Origin of the sequence: Pseudogracilibacillus amylolyticus (SeqCode) (genome assembly GCF_051918545.1) — a bacterium.
Taxonomy (GTDB): domain Bacteria; phylum Bacillota; class Bacilli; order Bacillales; family Amphibacillaceae; genus Pseudogracilibacillus.
The window spans coordinates 1-18027 of record NZ_JBPPZG010000017.1 but is presented as its reverse complement, the minus strand read 5'-3'; the positions used below and the strand labels follow the sequence as shown (position 1 = coordinate 18027).

Sequence of the window (18027 nt, the reverse complement as noted above, 5' to 3'; positions counted from 1 at the left end):
TCGCTCTAACTCATTGTTATTTATCCGATGATTTTTAAAGAATTCTTTTTGCCGATACCATATAAAGACAGTAAAGTTAGACTACGCATTTTAAGTTAAAATTTATTATAATATTTCTATTATGCTTCTCTTCAAGAATAATGAATAATCATGATTCATTTTACAATTGTGTCTCCTTGATTTTTATAGATATGTTGTTTATTTCTATCAAATATAATTGTTTCATCCGTATTTATTGAATAAGCTATGTTGTCTAGCTCAACTTCCAATGTTCCTTGATTAACAGTGATATGTTCCTTCACCCCTTCATTATGTGGATCTGCTATTAATAAGCCCCTGGATATAAGATGGTTAAGTCTATTAAATATGTTTTATTGGGTCAGCGGAGCAATAGGAAGTTTAATAGCTTCTGTTGTTCGTTTTGATACGACAGGTTTAGGGTTTGTTATGACTGCACTTTTTGTTGTAATTTTTTTAGATCAATGGATGAGAGAGGATAAACATGACAGTTCTTTAGTAGGAATTGGAGTTTCGGCGTTAGCACTGATAATATTTGGTCCAGATTATTTTACTATTCCTGCTATGATAATCATGTTAGTGATTTTAACTTCTTTACGAGGCATTATTGAGAATAAAAAGGTGGTGGATGAAAGGTGACTTTTACACAAGAAATGATAATTATCGGCTCGGTTGTTTTAGGAACGATGATTACAAGGTTTTTACCTTTCATCATTTTTTCGTCCGACAAGCCTACACCTGCTTATATTCAATTTTTGGGTCATGCTTTACCACTAGCCGTATTTGGCTTACTCGTTATTTATTCATTAAGAAATGTTTCCTTTTTATCCGATAGTCATGGGATACCAGAGTTAATTTCTATAAGTTTAATAATCATCATACATTATTGGAAGAAAAATATGTTTCTTTCTATAGCAAGTGGAACAATATCATATATGTTAATAATACAATTCGTATCCTTTTGATAATAAGCATGTAGCGATCCAGATGATAAAGTTAAATTATTCAAATGATTTCACACGCCTCAAAATAGTTTAGGCTACTTTGGGGCGTGTTTGATTGCTGGTGCCATTACTTCTTTTTTTTAAGTTCCCATTTCCCAATGAATTAAATGATTGAATCACTTAAGTAATAGATAGATGAAAGCACACCTGCCTTTTATAAGTGGATGTGCTTTATGTATGTGTTGGTTTTGTTAGTTAAATATATATTAATACGCCAATTCGTATTTACCATCGGAATAAACTTTGTATTTCCCAATAGTACCAGAGCCACCGTTTTTCTGAAGTACTTTAGATACCAATGTGATTGTATAGAAATCTTTATTGTCCTCAGATTCATCTTGAATGAATTCCGTATCATTAATATTTACTTCATTTGCCTGATCTAATTCATTTTTAAGATGATTGATAGCATCATCAATATTAGATATTTTCACTGTACTATTACCTTAATATTGGATTTTTCGGACGAGGCACTATCAGATATTTCCGCAGAGTTATTACTCTCTGATTCTTCGCTCACTTGTTCAGTCCGGTTAGTGTCCTCACTAGTTGAATTGGTTTCTCTGGTATTGCTATCGTCACTGCTATTATTATTGTTACCTTCAGAAGATGTGTTTTCATTATCCGGTTCACTAACAATTTCAGATTCGGCATTATTGTCAGCGTCATCAGATTCTGCATCTTCATTAGAGGATTGATCACAACCACTTGCAACGATAATGAAACAAATAAATAACCCTATTAATATGAAAAAACTCTTTTTTGTCACGCAATGTACTTCCCTTCAAACAATTTTTACACTTAACTAACATACAGTAGCCACTATAACACAGTAAAATAATAGTATTCAAGGATAGAAATTTGAAGCAAATAATGTCAAACTAACTCGAATTATCCGCAAAAAAAGATTTACACGACAAAATAACAGCCAAATCACCTTAAATTGTCCATAAAAAGATTTACACGACAAGATCCTCGTATTGGAACTTATGCTTTTAATACTTTTGAAATTGAAAAGCAAGCCAACTAAAAATATCGAAGTATCACTTTTACCGGACTTTATAACAACCTTTGATAAAGTAATTGATTGTTAAAAGCCTGGAAAGAAGAAAAACTTGATCCATGCAATAATGTTTTAGCTAAAAGGAATGCCAGTTTAAAAAATAAAAGAACAGCTCTGATTATCTTTATTTAGAGCTAGTTGAGGATTGAGGTAAGAACAAGACTGCAAATCATCTTAGAAAGTCACTGCCTCTGCTAGTACGAAAATTGCAAACAGCTATTGTGAGCTCACTCCCAATAGCTGTTAATTGTATAAATATTTTACAAGGTACTGTAAAATCAGTGTTCCATCATTCATTTCCCCGCTTCACTCACTAATATTCCCCTCGGCAGGAATCGGATGTTCCGCCAATATCCTAGCCAAATGAATCAGATTATGACTGGCGATCTGTGCATTTTTTTGTGTAAAATCATTGTTTTTCCCATTTGCTTCAATATAAGAGGGACCCGGTCCAGCATCCCCAACCCAATAGGAAAGTGGGTTAGGTGGTAAGGTAAATCCAAAATGGCCTAGACTGAAGAGAATGTCTCTCGCGGCATGTTTGGCGCCATCTTCATTTCCAGTCACCACTGCCCCTGCAACTTTATTATAATAGACGGGTTGACCTTTATCATTCGTCTCAGAACCGGAACCACTAATTCGTTCCAGCACCATTTTAGCAACACTGCTTTTTTCACCAATCCATAGAGGTGTTCCAACTAAGAGAATATCAGCATGCTTTATTTTTTCCGCTATCACTGGCCACTCATCTCCATCTCCCATATCCGCTTCAACCCCAAATGCTATATTATAATCAACTACCCGAATCGTTTCTGTTTCTACTTGTTTTCTTTTAAAAACGTCGATGAACTCCTGCAATAAAGCATCGGTATTGGATACTTTAGTAGAAGGCTTTAAGGAACAGTTTAAAATTAATGCTTTCACAAAGACACTTCCTTTCTATCATATATAATGTCATTTCCCTATTTCAGTAGAATATAACCGTTTTCCTAATAGCAGAAATTCTCTTTCTTTTTTCATTGAGGTTTAATTAAACTCCTGTTAGGCTAAAAGATACCAAACTAACTCTCATGCAGAAAGGGTATTAATCTGAATGATTTCATTTGAAAATGTTTCTAAGAAATATAATAGTGATTCTCCTGCAGTCGATTCAATCAACTTTACGGTTAATAAAGGCGAATTTTTTGTATTAATTGGTCCAAGCGGAAGCGGAAAAACGACTACATTAAAAATGATCAACCGCCTCATTCCTTTGACGAATGGGACGATTTATATTGCTGGTAAAAAAATTAGCGACTATAAAATCGATGAACTTCGTTGGAATATTGGGTATGTCTTACAGCAGATTGCGTTATTTCCACATATGACAATTGCAGAAAATATTGCAATCGTTCCAGAGTTAAAACAATGGAATAAAGAAAAAATTCAGGGTCGTGTAACTGAATTATTGGATATGGTAGGTCTTAATCCAACTACTTATCGAAACCGGATGCCCAATGAACTTTCCGGCGGCGAACAGCAACGTGTTGGTGTTGTCCGCGCTTTAGCAGCTGATCCAGAAATCATCTTAATGGACGAACCATTCAGTGCATTAGATCCAATCAGTCGGGAAAAGTTGCAGGAAGATATCATCCATCTGCACCGTTCCATTAAAAAGACGATTGTGTTTGTCACACATGATATAAAAGAAGCGATGAAACTAGCTGATCGGATTTGTTTAATGAAAGATGGAAAAATCATTCAGTTAGGAACACCAGATGAATTGCTGAACGAGCCAGCGAATAGCTTTGTCGCTGATTTTGTTGGCGGTCTCAATCATCCGGGAACAAATTTTAACTTAGAAAAATTCATTCATCCCCTGCCTTTGTTGATAGAACAAGCTACACCAACTATTTCCACTTCAGCAACATTAGCGGAAGTATTGGAAAAATTAGCGATACATGATGACCTTTACGTCGAAAAAAATGGAATTCCAATTGGTGTTGTAAATAGACAAATCATGATCGACTATTTCTCTCAACATATGCCGGGAGGGGGAAATAACAATGAATAATTTTATAGAAGTATTCCAAAATCGCCAGCATGAACTGTTTCAAGCACTCATGGAACATATCCAGATTTCTTTTGTTGCACTCTTTTTTGCTGTCCTGATTGCTGTACCACTCGGTATTTATTTAACAAAGAAAGCCCGCATTGCTGAGAGTATCATCGGAATTGCTGCGATGCTGCAGACAATTCCTTCCTTAGCATTATTGGGGCTGTTCATTCCTTTGCTTGGAATTGGTACAACCCCTGCCATTATTGCTCTAGTCATCTATGCTTTACTTCCTATTCTTCGGAACACATACACAGGAATTAAAGAAGTGGATGCCTCTTTAATTGAAGCGGCAATGGCAATGGGAATGAACACAAGAAAAAGATTATTGAAAGTGGAATTGCCGCTTGCAATGCCAATCATTATGGCAGGAATCCGAACGGCTATGGTGTTAATTATTGGAACTGCTACCCTTGCTGCACTTATTGGCGCAGGAGGTTTAGGGGATCTAATCCTACTCGGAATCGATCGTAATAATTCTGAACTTATTTTACTTGGAGCTATTCCTGCAGCATTACTCGCCATTCTATTTGATATTATCTTACGGGGAATCCAAAAGCTTTCCTATAAAAAATCACTCCTAACAATTGGAATCATTGCAGTCTTAACCATCGGCATCTCCGTCGTTCCCAATTTAATGGGTGGAAACCAGGACAAGCTTGTGATTGGTGGAAAATTAGGCTCCGAACCGGAAATTCTGATTAATATGTATAAAATTCTCATAGAAGAAGAAACGGATTTAACCGTAGAATTAAAGCCTAGTCTTGGAAAAACGACCTTTTTATTTAATGCTTTAGTTTCAGGTGATATCGATATTTACCCAGAATTTACTGGAACAATCATTACTCAATTTCTGGAGGATGCCCCTTTAAGCAATGATAAACAGGAGGTGTATGAGCAGGCCAGGTCTGGCTTACTCGAAAATAACGATTTGGTCTTGTTAGAACCGATGAATTATAATAATACGTATGCATTAGCTGTATCTGAAGCTTTTGCCGAAGAACATGGCGTAGAGTCAATTTCTGATTTACAAGGTATAGAAAGTGAAGTAAGAGCCGGATTCACCTTAGAATTTACAGATCGCGAGGACGGTTATCTCGGTATCCAAGAACTTTATGGTCTCGAATTTCCCAACCTTGTAACAATGGAACCTAAGCTCCGTTACTCAGCAGTTGAGCAGAACGATATCAATTTATTAGATGCCTACTCCACAGATAGTGAGTTGCGACGCTATAACCTCACTGTATTGGAGGACGATTTAGAACTATTTCCTCCCTATCAAGGTGCTCCACTCCTGAGAAAGGAAACGCTCGAGGAATACCCAGAACTGGAAGGAATTTTAAATCAGTTAACCGGGAAAATAACTGATGACGAGATGCGGGAGATGAATTATCAAGTGGCTGTGGAAGGTAGAAGTGCGGTTGAAGTGGCGCGGAAGTTTCTTGAGGAGGAGGGGATTAGGTAGCGCTGGGGGAATCGACAACTTAAATAATTTAAAAAGACAACGCCAGCAGGAACTCATGCTGGTGTTGTCTTCGTATGATTTGTAACTAACTTAATATCTCTTTTAGATGCCTATATGCCTTTTTTATATGTTTTGAAGGGAATAATTGCTTTTTACGTTCATTCCAATTTTGAACTTCCATGATAAGTTCTTCTTCTGTTGCTGGTTGAGATGTCTTAAGAATCCAATGAACGGTTGACAGTAATTCTACTCCATATGGGTTTTCAAAGCCTTTAATTATTCTACTCATTTTTTGAAGTCTTTGAGTTTCTTCTTCATTGTTAGCTAAATATTCACGAGCTCTTTTTCCAGCGGAATCAATCAAGTATATCTCCGCATTACGATTTCGATCCCCGTAACCCCGAATGAAATGTCCCTCTAATCGCTGTAAGACAAAATTTAAATTCTCTGCATATGGACCATATTTATTCTTTTGAAAATCAAGATTCAGGGGTTCGCCAGATTCCTGAAGAAAGTATGCAATTTTCTGTACTTCTAGTAACGATAAACGATATCCTGGTTCTTTATATTGATCCATAGAAGCTAGGAGAAGTGCTCTCGATTTAGTCATTCTAGGACGTTTTGTACCAATCTTTATTTTATCCACTTTAGGGCTACCGAACGGTTCATAAACATGTATATTTATTGGAACATCTTGAAGTGCTTCTTCAATTAATGGCTTTACTATTGACCACTTTAAGCCTCCATTACCACAACCTAAAGGAGGGATTGCTATGGATTGAATATCTTTTTCTTTTATAACTTTTTTAAGAGCCTTTAATCCATCTACTATATAACCTATTTTGGACTTTTCCCTCCAATGTTGCTTTGTAGGAAAATTTATTATATATTTTGGTCCTACTAATGAATTTGTTTCAACTACATGCATTTTCCCTATTTTAACTTCATTTTTTTTACTAGATTTTTCATACTCATGAAATACCTCTGGAAAGGCTTGCTTAAATTGTAGTGCAATTCCCTTACCCATTACACCTACCGTATTAACTGTATTAACAAGCGCTTCAGAAGGATCCTCTAATAAATTCCCTTTTTTATAAATTATCATATCCTCACCACCTAATAGTAAAATTTCGGCCTTGTAAGAACATACATATCTATACCAAATTCTTCTAATATCTCTTCTACAATTAATTTTACACGATCATTGCGGACTCCAATTCCTAATAATAGCTCTATTGACACTGATTCATGTACTAAAAATCCCGCTTGTCTTCTCCTTCTTCTGTCCGGATACTCATCCGTATCATGCCAATATTAACTTTCCATCACAAATCAATCTACTTCTTTAAGATAAGACAAATCATTATAATACTCGGACAATGCCATAATAGCATGACCATCTGTAAAAACAAAATCCCTACCCGCTTCTACAACTCTTTTAGTATCAGTAACGAGATGTATAATATCACTCTGTGTTCCAGTAAATCCCTCTACTCCTCCATTTTTAATAACATAGAGCATTGGTGACCGAGGAGCAAAGTAGAAAGGAACATAATCATGTAATAATCCATAAGGGGGAATTGGGATCTTTAATTTGCTCTTCTTTCTTGGATATTACCATGAGCAATATCATCGAAAACCAATTTATTTGTTATTACTTTTGAATGGGCTAAAATCTCACCTTTTTGTAATATGGAATGCAAATTTCGATAACTTGTAATGTGAAATAACAGCTTCTCCTCCATCTTTTCACTCCAAAAAGATTCTTTTACTTCTATAAATATTATATCATTTAGATGACTAGTCACTTACTCGCCATATCATCAGGAGGTCCTTATTATTCCCGGCTTGAAGGGGCAACGGGTTTTGCACTCAATGTCTTATTCTTCACTTATTTTTGCTAGGTTTTTTGGTTATTTAGATGGTCGCCACAGCTAAGCACATGATTTATAACATTGAAAAATGAAAAAGTATTAAAGTATGCTACCACTATTGTTTATTTATCCTATATATGCTTTCAGCAAATTAAGCATAGATCTTGAATTTCATGGACAAACTTGCCATTTTCTTTTATATCAAAAACCTACATCACCGAGTAAATTCAAAACTTCCGGAAACTCTTTCCATAGGAGGTGTTTCACATGCTAAACAAAATCTCAGTCAATTTAAAGCCCGAGTCATGAATACAAAGGGACATAACGTGAATAATAATAATCCGGATGATGTGAAATATGAAGTTACTAAAGAACAAGGCATTTCTAAACTTTAATAGTAGATATATGTTAAAATAAACTTGAGATGGATAATTTACGATATTACTATCTTTCAACAATGGAGCCAGATTGAGGTGTGTATCTTTTTGGAAAAGGAAATAAAAAAAGATTTAATTAAAATTATATCTGTGTGTGTTGTAGCCTCCCTTCTTGTGATGGTAATACCTTTTTTTAAGATTTCCAGTTGAAAATTGTTCAATAATCGGATGCGGAAAAAAGCAATATTAAGTCGGTTGTATAAAAGTAAAAACACCACCCGGCATCCAAAAGAGTTCCCAAAAAAATAACCTCCACAATACTGCATATAATTCTAAGTCAAAATCTAGTACATGAAACAGACTTAATGTAATAGTGATGAAATTAAGAAATCTATAAAGGAATAGTAAAATCCCTGCACATTTTGTCATAAAATAACGTGTTATTTAATGTTGGTTTCATCCATTGAATAAAAAGCAATGACAATAATAGCAAGCCAAACAATTTAATTATACCTGTAAGCCGTAAAACGATGACAAGAGATTTTGGAGGATTTAGGGACATCTCATAAATTGAGCCGCCAAGGGACATCGCGCCAATGAAACAACCCATTGCCCAGTAAAATACCTTCTTATATTCGACAATCGCAGTAACATCTGAACAATGTGAACAATTCACATTATGAAAGAGACCTTACTCACTATTCGTCATTTCTTACCCAAAGGTCTTCTGCTCTCCTCAGCATAAATATGCTCCTCTTATAAAACATTAAACTCCGCTTTAAAAGCCCTTTTACGAGAATGCGCTTTTTTATAATACTCTATCAACTTTGTTTTCCCATTCAAATCTCCATTTGATTCCAACGCTTCACCCAACGCCACAATCAGTTCGGCTGGTTTATAATAACTATGACGATGTCCACCGCCAACAACTGCCTCTGTGCGTTTATCTATTTCTTTTTGAAGCCACGCAATGTATTTCTCATATTGCTCATCCGTGATGGCTACTTTTTCTTTCCAAAATAAAAAGCGTTCTGTAAAACTCTTTTTATCATCTGTATATCCCAGTCTTATTGCTATATTATCATCGAGCAGCTTATTCCCAGCTGTAGTCAATTGATTATCTTTGTTCAAGGTCAAAACAAAAAGCGGCACAATAACACCTTTAAAATGCGAACTCCAGCCTAATTCAGTTTTATCCTTTTCGCACGCATCCATCATCTTGTCAAATTCTTGATTGAAAAAATGGATTACTTTTTTAAGTTCTTTCGATGCGGTATTCATTCGTAATTGTTCATTTTTACGTTTATGGTAGGACGCTCCTATATCTTCTGGTAACGTGTCTGCAAATATCGCCGCCTGTTTCATTATCTGATTATATGCAGGCAATTCAAGTAATCGTAAATAGTTATTTAGCGTAGATTCAGCATAAAAAGCAGTTTCATAGCATTCCTGCACTGTTTCTCTGTTTCCCAATTGATTCGCTGCCTTTACAGTAAGATCTGCAATCTGTCCGCGAACTACTAGTTTCTTAGGTAATAGACGAATTGCTTCTAATCCCACTTTTTCACACTCTGAAAATACTGCTTCACGAAGTAAACATTCACATGCATTTTTGTACAAAACAGGATGTCTTTCTGAAACAGATCTGGCTATTTTCACTAATAGGCTGACTTCCCCTTGATAGAGGCAAGCTTCTGTCAACAATCGAGCTGCCAAATCACCATCTTTCTTTTTCAAAAAAGATATCCATTCTTCCATAAATGCAGAAATGCCAGTTAATTCTTCAGGTCCAACGATAAACATTTCTTCTAGTCTCGTATTCTCCATCACACCCCATGATAAAAAATACCGATACAGTATATTGGTTCTTTCTTTCCCTTTAGATGCCTGGTAGGCTGCATACATTAAATGAAGAATACTGTCTTTTATATCCAAGTTTACCAAGTTTTCTTCAACAAGTTCTTCTAATTCCAGTTCAAAGTCATCGCCACCCTCGACATCAACTACACCAAATTCCATGCTACATAGACGTTCGTACAATTCCTGCGACTGCCTGTACTGTTTCAGATATAACAAATCTTTTGCAATCTGAAGTGCTTTAGAAAGTTTTTCCCCTACTCCAAAAACATCTGTGTACTCGTTTACCCACTCTCCATAATGACCTTCTCCATATGCTTCGTAACCAGTACACTCTAGATAGATATCCTTATTTTCAATTTTTTCACACCATGCTTCTATCTCCTTCATTGCAGCATGTGCTGAATAATTTGTTTCCATTTCCGTATTCATTAAAGTATCTAAAAATGTCTGACGCTGGTTTTCATGAATTTTTCTCGCTGCTTCACGAATCCAGTCATTCTTTTCCTCTTCAGACATCCTCGTTAGATTGTCATCCACTTGCTTCATAAAGTCTCTATAATTCATTATGATTTTCTCCTCCCGTCAAAAGGAATTTTAAAGATAATTATGATTTGTGTCCAACATGTTCTATACAAATCATTATTGTAAATATATTTCCAGGTTAGTAGTGTATCAACCAAAATCATATCCCAATCAATATCAAACCCTAATCCTCTGTCTCTTCATTTTAAAGTATTTAATTCGATCAAGAACCCCAGCACTATGTAAATAAAGAGTTTCCTGTATAGTGTCCCAATCTTTTTTGCCGACAAGAACAGCGCCATCATTATCGTTTACTTATTCTTATCGGTTGAAATTCACCATATGTTAGTGAACGCCAGATCCACTCCAATGATCCAAAACGGAAATGTTTTAATCACAGGAAACTATAAAGAATTTGGAGTGAAAAAACGATAAGACTAATAACAATTCCTAAAGATAAATTTACCTCCCCAAGCATACCAAACCCAGTAAATAGCCCGACACCTATTACTGTTTGAATAATATAATTCGTTAATGCCATTCTTCCAACATAACTTAGGGGATGTAGGAGCTTTTTCCATTTCTCTTTTTCAAGTAATAAAAGGATTGTTGCAATATAAAAATGACAGGCTTAATCCGCTTACTAGTAAAAGAGACTGTATGATTTGTTCATTCAGAATCCCAATATCTAACATTTCTACATGTAAAATAATAATGCCTATACTTAACGGAACACTTACTAACAGGCTGAACAGCCGTACACGTCTTACAAATTGCCTGTGTGTAGGAAAGTCCGCAAATACCCCTTTTTTTGCCACATATAGTCCAACTAAAAAATAAAATGAGGTGATAGTGGAAAATGGAATATTTTTTAGTACAGGAATGACTTCGTTTATAAATCGATAGGACAACCATTCAACTATTCAAGCTAGAATTTATATTGGAAAGAACTATAAGGTCAGATTCCTCATATCGATTATGTCCTTTCATACTCTTTTTATATTTACAGCATTTAATCGCATGTTCTAATGACTTATCCTTATTGTCCGCAAAAAAATCCCGAATATAGGTATTGTATTCAAATTGTTTATCAATTGTTGTTTTACCTTTTTTCTTATCTTCAAGAATCTTATAATAAGCATGAATTGCTTCTTTATATGTTTTTCCAGAATTATTCTTTAGCCATTTCTGAAAAATAACATTAAAGGAAAAGGTTTTGCCTATTTTCTCTTTGAAGAAAGCCCTGTGCGTTTCGGAACAAACAAAATTAGATTCTATTATTGTCTCTTCCGTTATTGTGCCTATATTTATTACTGATTTTCTTTTTCTAGAGACTGATAATATCTCTCCTGTATCTAAAAAATGTGCAATCCTTTCAGTAAGTTCTATTTTCCCCCCAGAGGTAGGCAAACCATTTTTTCTACAAAATACAACTAACTCTTCTTTCAAATAATAAAAACTACGAAACTCTTTAGCCGCTAAATCTTCATCTAAACATGGTCTTTCTGTCATATATACTCTCCTGTTTACATCTAATTTTCACATATGGATTTACTCTTTGTGTAGTTGTTGATTCAACAATTCCATCCAATTGTATAAGTAAAAAGGTCAAAAATAGCAGATTTTTTATTAGTCATTTATTAATCCCTCGGAAATAAACTTAACAAGTTGATCCATAGTGGCTTTATAATTAGATTCACCTATCATTTCCTTTTGTAAAGACAAAATAATTAAAGAACGAATCATGCTGACAATAATATCTGGTGATAATTGTTTCAGAACGCCATCTTCTTGCCATTTTTTAATATACGGTACTAAAAAATCTATGTCTCCTTGATTATTACTATCTAATTTTTCCTGAGGTAGTTTGCGTAATAACTGATTCATAGTTGATTTATCAAACAACTGTCTCAGAATCGGACTTTCATCCAAGAATTGTAAAGCCTTTTGTAAAAAGTCCCTGAAAGTTGCCTTTGTCAATTTCCCTTTAAGTAATACCTTATGTAGCAATTCCTCCCGGATGTACCGTTCTTCCTGTTCAACGATTTCAAAATACAACGCCTCTTTTGATTCAAAAAAATGATAAAAAGTTCCTTGTGCAATACCGGCTTTCTTTGTTAAATCACTAATCGTTGTTTTATTTAGTCCATGGTCCCCAAATAATTCCCTTCCGTGATTTAACAATTGATTTCGAATATATTCTCTTTCTTGCTCACTAAATTTACTTGCCAATTCTATTCTCTCCTTTAAACATATGGTGCTCATCTTCCTTAACAGAAGCAGGCAAACAAATGAATGCGACAACTATACCAATGATTGCTATGACAGAACAAATCCAAAGTACATGACCCATACCGACAATAAAAGACTCATAGACATTATTAAGCAGTGTCGGCTCCGGTAATTTCTCGACAACTACAACACCTGCTGCCACGCTATCATTAACTACAGCTCTTACTTCATGAGGAAATTGTTCTAACTGTAAACTATTACGATAACCAGAATTTAAAATTGAGCCGAAAATAGCTACTCCTAAAGCACCGCCAACCTGTCTTCCTGTTTGAATAACTGAAGACCCTATTCCACTTTGCTTACTCAATAACGACCCTAAAGCTAAGTTCATCACAGTTGGCATTGCCAAACCCGTACCAAGACCAAAGATAGCTAACCACAACCAGACCAACCACTCTGTACTATCTAGTGTTGTCATAGACCCTACCATTGTTGCTAAGGCAATTAGAAAAAATCCAGAAATAATAATCTTTTTTTCTCCTAATTTTGCAACAGTTATTTCTGTCAAAATTCCACCTACAACTAATCCCGCAACAAGTGATAGCAAACGTAAACCGCTTCCAAAAGCATCCGTTTGAATGACGATTTGATAATATAGCGGGATAATGAATAACATACCAAATAATAAAATATTAACGAGTATAGACAATACTAACGACCACCGGTATACAATTGAGCGGAATATAACCATATCAATGAGTGGATAACGGACTCTGTACTGCCACAGGACAAATAAACCAACTAAAATAAATCCAGTTATTAGTGTAAATAATGCTAGATAATTGCTCCATCCTTTAGCTCCCGCTTCGATTGTACCATATGATACACAAAATAAACCGATACCAGAAAGAAATATCCCGATCATATCAACTTTGGATTTTCGCTCACCATAGGATTCGGGTAAATATAAGATCACTGCAATACTTGTTAACATAATTACAGGTACATTTAATAAAAAAATCCAGCCCCACCACATATGGTCTAACATCCAACCACCTAAAAGTGGACCAACCGGTAACGATAACATTGTACCAATCATAAGAATAGAAACTGCTTTAGATCTTTCTTCACCTGAAAAAACTACTGGAAGAATAGCAGTAGACAAGGTAATCACAAAAGCTGCAGCGACTCCTAATAACACTCTCCCAATGATAAATATTTCTGTAGTTGGAGCAAATGCACAAAACAATGAACTTAAAGCAAACATAATAAAAGCACAAATGAGCATTTTTTTCCGTCCAAAACGATCACCTAATAGTCCTGCAGGTAACATGAATACAGCAAGTGCTAACGTATAAGAATTAATAAACCATTGCAATTGATTCGTAGTTGCATCAAAAGTAATTGATAACGTAGGTAAAGCAATATTGAGGATAGTCATATCCAACCCGACCATAACCGCCACAAAAGTTAAGGCAATAAGTGCCCACCATTTAGACTGATCATGTGTTGCACTTTTATAATTTTTCATTAAAAACACCTCCAACATGATTGTATGAATTATTTTATTTTATATTCATAACAATACATTAATACACATGAATTGTAAAGATTTACAATAAATTAATTTATGTAACAGAATCAATTTCATAATAACTTATTTTAACTAAATTTATTATATTGCGAAGTAAATTCACTTATAAACCTTCATCTACTTTTTTCGGTACGTGCCCCTTGAGCAGTTGAATCTAATGATATTATGACGCCCCTGCGATTAAACATTTTAAATAGAATATATAAATATATTCCCTGAACACAAAAGCCAACCAATACATCAAAATCACTATACATTGCCATGCCATAACTTTTCATGAACGCCTCAAAAACCCAAAATGTTGGAAATACACTCAACCAAAAATTTAACCTTTGATAAAAAGACAGGGGAAATACTAAAAGATACGCAAAAAGCCCTATTTCTTGATGAAGAAAAACTACGAAAAGAAGAAGAATTAGATGATACTACGCCATCATGATAAGCGAATACAAAGAAACGGCTGAACGTATTGTGGATCTGTATCGTGGACTTGGAAAATAGAACAATCTTTTAAAGTCATTAAAAGTTGAGTTAGAAACAAGGCCCATTTATTTATCAAGGGAAGGCCATATTGAAGCACATTTTTTTACGTGCTTTATCTCACTAGTTATGGCAAGACGTAGAAACTTTTTTTCATATCCAAAATAATTAATAGAACGTCTCATTGTTTTCCATTACTTTTTTTAAAAACATGAAAAATACCCCTGAAATCAGTTTTTCCTCACTCATTTTAGGGGTATGATCATCTATTTTCACATTTATAAATCAAGTTTTGCGTCTTTTCCTTTTAAAGCGAGAATAATCGTAACCACTATTCCGATGGCTAACCAGCTGAACCCTAGTACTTTAGTGCTTATTTCAAAATTAATCCACACGAATCCTATAATAATGAAACCGATTAATGGTAGCACAAAATATCTCAAGTAATCATTGCTTTTCTTCTTAATAATAAAGTGGTAAAAAACACTAATATTCAGTAATAGAAATGCGGATAGCGCCCCAAAGTTTACAAGTGACACTAGGGAATCAATGCCTCCAAGAAATACAAAACCAAGGACAACCGAAATCCCCGCTACAAGTAATGTACTTGCATATGGCGTCTTATATTTAGGATGTACTTTTGCTAGAAAACGAGGTAACTTTTTATCTCTCGCCATACTGTACAAGACCCTAGAAATTGCCGCCTGTGCAACTAGAGCATCCGCAATTCCCCATGCGAGGGCTGTAGCTACTGCTGTTAACACACCAAGCCATCTACCACCTGCAATTTCAGCAGTTTCATAAAAGGCAGTATCAATATCTGAAAAAGCATTAAAATCCGGAAAAATAAGTGCTGCAACCCAAGTCTGTACGATAAATAAAACACCTACTATTTTAAGGGGATATTCCATGAGGGTTATTGATAGGAGATTATTACGGTATGTTGATGACATTATTTTACCAATTATTGCTTTTCAATTTTGGTTATCCATGACCATTAAAAATCAGGCTTTCTCGATTCTTATTGGATCAATTTCTGCTATTAGAGGACTATTTTTGGCAGCCGATAAAACGACAAGATGGATACCATTGGCTAATCCAATCCAATCATCAACGGTTATCTTGCAATTAAGGAATTCAGATGATTGTCCAATAATAATACCTAATAAACTTCTATTGTTTCTTCATTTTGTTTTGATATCCTTTTGCTTGAAGATATTTAACAGCGTTTACTTTTCCTACTCCCCAAAACTCAATACTGTTAAGCTCGCTCCCATTTTATACTTGCCAAATACTTAAACTTAGTTCCCAAATCATTAGCACAAGCAGTTTGTCAAATATTCAAATAAGATATTACATACAAAGAATTAAGAAGGAGTGACATATCATTGAATCGAAAATACTGCCGATATTGTGAGGAACGTACTGATAGTTTGGATGAGATGGATCTTTGCGAATATTTCCCTCGCCCTTGTAGTTCCCACTGCAGAAAATGCGCAGGGAATGAAAAAGAAAAAATTAAATATTGTCCTTCCAATTCAAATACCTTTAATCCAACATTCAACCCATCCATCACAATCAATATGTCCCCTGGATACACACCAAGCCCCATAGGAGTGGAGACTGTCCAATACATTACCCTCGCTGAGGAAGGTAAGAAGGTTTATACGAACAAGGATGCATTAAAGCAATATGGAAGTAGCGATATACTTGATCCAGACAACGTTTCAACTATTAATTTATTTGTCAATGGCGTGTTGCAGCCCCCATCCATTTACAATGTCAAAGAAGGTATTCTTCACTTAGAATCCAGCGACCTTCCTCCAAAGGATGCCCCAATTATTCTTCTGTTTGTCACGGTTAAAGGATAATATCACCTTGCTATTTTGTAAATATGCCTTTTTTAATGAGACATTTGTTGGTTTCCAACATTAGACAGTAATTTGACCAAGCATTTCCAACTCTTCTTCATAGAATAAAATATGGAGGTGAAAATGAACATGGCACTTCAGTTAATGAAAATCGCTATTAGTGGAACACTTGACACAGATATTAATCCTGATTCCGCGAAATTCTTTTACATCACGGAAGCGGATACCCCAGCAGGAAGTACATTATCCATTGATGCTGCAAGTTTCCTAGGGGATGATGGTTTAGAGGTAACGACACTTCCAGAACTTGCAGAGGATAACAGTTATTTCACTGTGGAAATTAACGGTGTTGAGCAAATGCAAGGCATATCAACTTATACACCAGGCGCTACAGGGACTGGTTCATTGGACATTGCTGTTCCTCCTGGCGGGGGCTCGATTCCGGCAAACCAAACTGTTATCTTACACGTTGTTAATTTCGCTGCAACTACCTCAGGGACATTTAACACCTAGATTAAAAATACTACCGTTGTGCCCTACCGGGTAACCACTAGGGCACAAAAAATATTAATCACTTCACCGTAAATACCTCATATAAGAAAAGTCTGATTAAATTACCGTACTTTTTTTGAAGTTTGTGAGTAGCATGATACCATCATACTTTTAATTTTTTTAAAGAATGACAGCTGGGGGAACAGTTATGAGTATTGAATTCTTTACATTGGGTCCGACAGCTCTTCAAATATTTAAGGCAGGAGAGCAAAACCCACAAAAAGCAAAGCGAATTGTTTATGGGCAGGCTACGTCAAATGCAAATGGCATTGCTACACTCTATTTCACAGATAATGGATTAGCAGATGGAAATCCATTATTAGATACGATTGATTATTCAGTGTCAAGTGTATATTCAACAAATTCTACGATAAACTTGAGACCAAGAGTGCAAATGCGCGAGAAGAACATTACTGGAAAATATGTTTCTGCCAATGTTACAAATATTAGTGGTGTATCAGTTCTAGGTATAAGTGTATTGGGTTCGGAAAATCCAATGAGTGGAATTGTTGTGGATTTTATGATTTTAGGTAGTTTTAATAATTAAGAAAGACCTTCTCCGAATGGAAAAGCCTCATATCATCACTTCCCTAACCAACTGCTTAGCATTCACCATTGACATACCTTTTTCTTCTCTTAAAAATTTTATCGTTTTAACGTCACCAAGTGTTTTCAATTTCTCACTTGCCACAACAATCAATTCATCATTGTTTTCATTAGGGAGTGATTTTTTATTCTCCTTCCTCAAAAAATGTCTGCCGCCCCCAAATAAAAAATAGGGGCGGCTTTTTTTTCAGATAAAGAGGGGAAGAAAACATGATTATATATAATCAATAAATGTTCCCGGCTTTACATAACCGTAAATCCTAATCCTGTTTTCCAATAACTCACCAGGTACGTGTATTTCTCTAAGAATGTTCACCAGTTCCTCTTTAATTTTTGCATTTTCAAACTTAATTTCCAACCATTCTACTGTATTGTAGTCCCCTGTACGGAAATGATTAGTACCAATCTCCATCC

The 18027-nt window shown here is 35.2% G+C and carries 21 protein-coding genes and 1 pseudogene; 7 read left to right on the top strand and 15 right to left on the bottom strand.

Annotated elements, in window-relative coordinates; translation table 11 throughout:
• Nucleotides 1–155 precede the first annotated feature (155 nt).
• Complete coding sequence (locus ACPYKA_RS03615; RefSeq protein WP_479541058.1) at nucleotides 156–326, bottom strand: cupin domain-containing protein; 171 nt, start codon at nucleotides 324–326, stop codon at nucleotides 156–158.
• Between the two features lie 40 nt (nucleotides 327–366).
• Between ACPYKA_RS03615 and ACPYKA_RS03610 the strand changes: the two genes are divergently transcribed.
• Entirely contained in the window at nucleotides 367–657 is a 291-nt protein-coding gene (locus ACPYKA_RS03610) for an ABC transporter permease family protein (protein ID WP_479541042.1), read from the top strand.
• Nucleotides 654–983: a branched-chain amino acid transporter permease gene (locus ACPYKA_RS03605; protein ID WP_479541041.1), complete on the top strand. Its 330-nt coding sequence runs from the start codon at nucleotides 654–656 to the stop codon at nucleotides 981–983. Before ACPYKA_RS03610 ends, ACPYKA_RS03605 begins: the two co-directional genes overlap by 4 nt.
• Before the next feature lie 245 nt (nucleotides 984–1228).
• Here the strand turns inward: ACPYKA_RS03605 and ACPYKA_RS03600 are convergent, their stop codons facing one another.
• The 3 genes from ACPYKA_RS03600 to ACPYKA_RS03590 form a co-directional block, all read right to left on the bottom strand.
• The gene (locus ACPYKA_RS03600; RefSeq protein WP_479541040.1) at nucleotides 1229–1456 is read right to left on the bottom strand and encodes a hypothetical protein; all 228 of its coding nucleotides are present in this window, start codon (nucleotides 1454–1456) and stop codon (nucleotides 1229–1231) included.
• Nucleotides 1453–1791 (bottom strand): hypothetical protein, encoded by a 339-nt coding sequence (locus ACPYKA_RS03595; RefSeq protein WP_479541039.1) that lies wholly within the window; start codon nucleotides 1789–1791, stop codon nucleotides 1453–1455. The genes ACPYKA_RS03600 and ACPYKA_RS03595 overlap by 4 nt, the downstream gene beginning before the upstream one ends.
• Nucleotides 1792–2391: 600 nt before the next feature.
• The gene (locus ACPYKA_RS03590; protein ID WP_479541038.1) at nucleotides 2392–3009 is read right to left on the bottom strand and encodes a flavodoxin family protein; all 618 of its coding nucleotides are present in this window, start codon (nucleotides 3007–3009) and stop codon (nucleotides 2392–2394) included.
• A 169-nt stretch (nucleotides 3010–3178) separates the two neighbouring features.
• Here ACPYKA_RS03590 and ACPYKA_RS03585 point away from each other — a divergent pair, with 169 nt between their 5' ends.
• Together ACPYKA_RS03585 and opuFB are read left to right on the top strand one after the other, a co-directional pair.
• Nucleotides 3179–4138: an ABC transporter ATP-binding protein gene (locus tag ACPYKA_RS03585; RefSeq protein WP_479541037.1), complete on the top strand. Its 960-nt coding sequence runs from the start codon at nucleotides 3179–3181 to the stop codon at nucleotides 4136–4138.
• Entirely contained in the window at nucleotides 4131–5645 is a 1515-nt protein-coding gene (opuFB, locus tag ACPYKA_RS03580) for an osmoprotectant update ABC transporter permease/substrate-binding subunit OpuFB (RefSeq protein WP_479541036.1), read from the top strand. Before ACPYKA_RS03585 ends, opuFB begins: the two co-directional genes overlap by 8 nt.
• An 85-nt stretch (nucleotides 5646–5730) precedes the next feature.
• Here opuFB and darG read toward each other — a convergent pair whose 3' ends face one another.
• The 9 genes and pseudogenes from darG to ACPYKA_RS03535 form a co-directional block, all read right to left on the bottom strand.
• Complete coding sequence (darG, locus tag ACPYKA_RS03575; RefSeq protein WP_479541035.1) at nucleotides 5731–6750, bottom strand: type II toxin-antitoxin system antitoxin DNA ADP-ribosyl glycohydrolase DarG; 1020 nt, start codon at nucleotides 6748–6750, stop codon at nucleotides 5731–5733.
• An 11-nt stretch (nucleotides 6751–6761) separates the two neighbouring features.
• Nucleotides 6762–7390: pseudogene (gene darT, locus ACPYKA_RS03570) on the bottom strand (type II toxin-antitoxin system toxin DNA ADP-ribosyl transferase DarT).
• A 1262-nt stretch (nucleotides 7391–8652) separates the two neighbouring features.
• Nucleotides 8653–10320 (bottom strand): hypothetical protein, encoded by a 1668-nt coding sequence (locus ACPYKA_RS03565; RefSeq protein WP_479541034.1) that lies wholly within the window; start codon nucleotides 10318–10320, stop codon nucleotides 8653–8655.
• A gap of 352 nt (nucleotides 10321–10672) precedes the next feature.
• Complete coding sequence (locus tag ACPYKA_RS03560) at nucleotides 10673–10885, bottom strand: DUF418 domain-containing protein (protein ID WP_479541057.1); 213 nt, start codon at nucleotides 10883–10885, stop codon at nucleotides 10673–10675.
• Nucleotides 10869–11096, bottom strand: coding sequence for a DUF418 domain-containing protein (locus ACPYKA_RS03555; protein WP_479541033.1), 228 nt, complete (start codon nucleotides 11094–11096; stop codon nucleotides 10869–10871). Before ACPYKA_RS03555 ends, ACPYKA_RS03560 begins: the two co-directional genes overlap by 17 nt.
• Nucleotides 11097–11193: 97 nt before the next feature.
• Entirely contained in the window at nucleotides 11194–11790 is a 597-nt protein-coding gene (locus ACPYKA_RS03550; protein WP_479541032.1) for a DUF6434 domain-containing protein, read from the bottom strand.
• A gap of 117 nt (nucleotides 11791–11907) precedes the next feature.
• Complete coding sequence (locus ACPYKA_RS03545; RefSeq protein ID WP_479541031.1) at nucleotides 11908–12510, bottom strand: TetR/AcrR family transcriptional regulator; 603 nt, start codon at nucleotides 12508–12510, stop codon at nucleotides 11908–11910.
• Nucleotides 12500–14041, bottom strand: coding sequence for an MFS transporter (locus tag ACPYKA_RS03540; RefSeq protein WP_479541030.1), 1542 nt, complete (start codon nucleotides 14039–14041; stop codon nucleotides 12500–12502). Before ACPYKA_RS03540 ends, ACPYKA_RS03545 begins: the two co-directional genes overlap by 11 nt.
• A gap of 821 nt (nucleotides 14042–14862) precedes the next feature.
• Nucleotides 14863–15537 carry an APC family permease gene (locus ACPYKA_RS03535; RefSeq protein ID WP_479541029.1) on the bottom strand — a complete coding sequence of 225 codons (675 nt, stop codon included), beginning with the start codon at nucleotides 15535–15537 and terminating at the stop codon, nucleotides 14863–14865.
• Nucleotides 15538–15972: 435 nt separating this feature from the next.
• Here ACPYKA_RS03535 and ACPYKA_RS03530 point away from each other — a divergent pair, with 435 nt between their 5' ends.
• From ACPYKA_RS03530 to ACPYKA_RS03520, 3 genes are all read left to right on the top strand, one after another.
• Complete coding sequence (locus ACPYKA_RS03530) at nucleotides 15973–16455, top strand: DUF4183 domain-containing protein (protein ID WP_479541028.1); 483 nt, start codon at nucleotides 15973–15975, stop codon at nucleotides 16453–16455.
• A 129-nt stretch (nucleotides 16456–16584) separates the two neighbouring features.
• Nucleotides 16585–16968, top strand: coding sequence for a DUF4183 domain-containing protein (locus tag ACPYKA_RS03525; protein ID WP_479541056.1), 384 nt, complete (start codon nucleotides 16585–16587; stop codon nucleotides 16966–16968).
• Nucleotides 16969–17155: 187 nt separating this feature from the next.
• Nucleotides 17156–17554 (top strand): hypothetical protein, encoded by a 399-nt coding sequence (locus ACPYKA_RS03520; RefSeq protein ID WP_479541027.1) that lies wholly within the window; start codon nucleotides 17156–17158, stop codon nucleotides 17552–17554.
• A 27-nt stretch (nucleotides 17555–17581) separates the two neighbouring features.
• Here the strand turns inward: ACPYKA_RS03520 and ACPYKA_RS03515 are convergent, their stop codons facing one another.
• On the bottom strand, nucleotides 17582–17755 hold the full coding sequence (locus ACPYKA_RS03515; protein WP_479541026.1) for a hypothetical protein: 174 nt from the start codon (nucleotides 17753–17755) through the stop codon (nucleotides 17582–17584).
• Nucleotides 17756–17827: 72 nt separating this feature from the next.
• A partial coding sequence (locus ACPYKA_RS03510) for a DUF6678 family protein (RefSeq protein WP_479541025.1) occupies nucleotides 17828–18027 on the bottom strand: 200 nt, incomplete at its 5' end.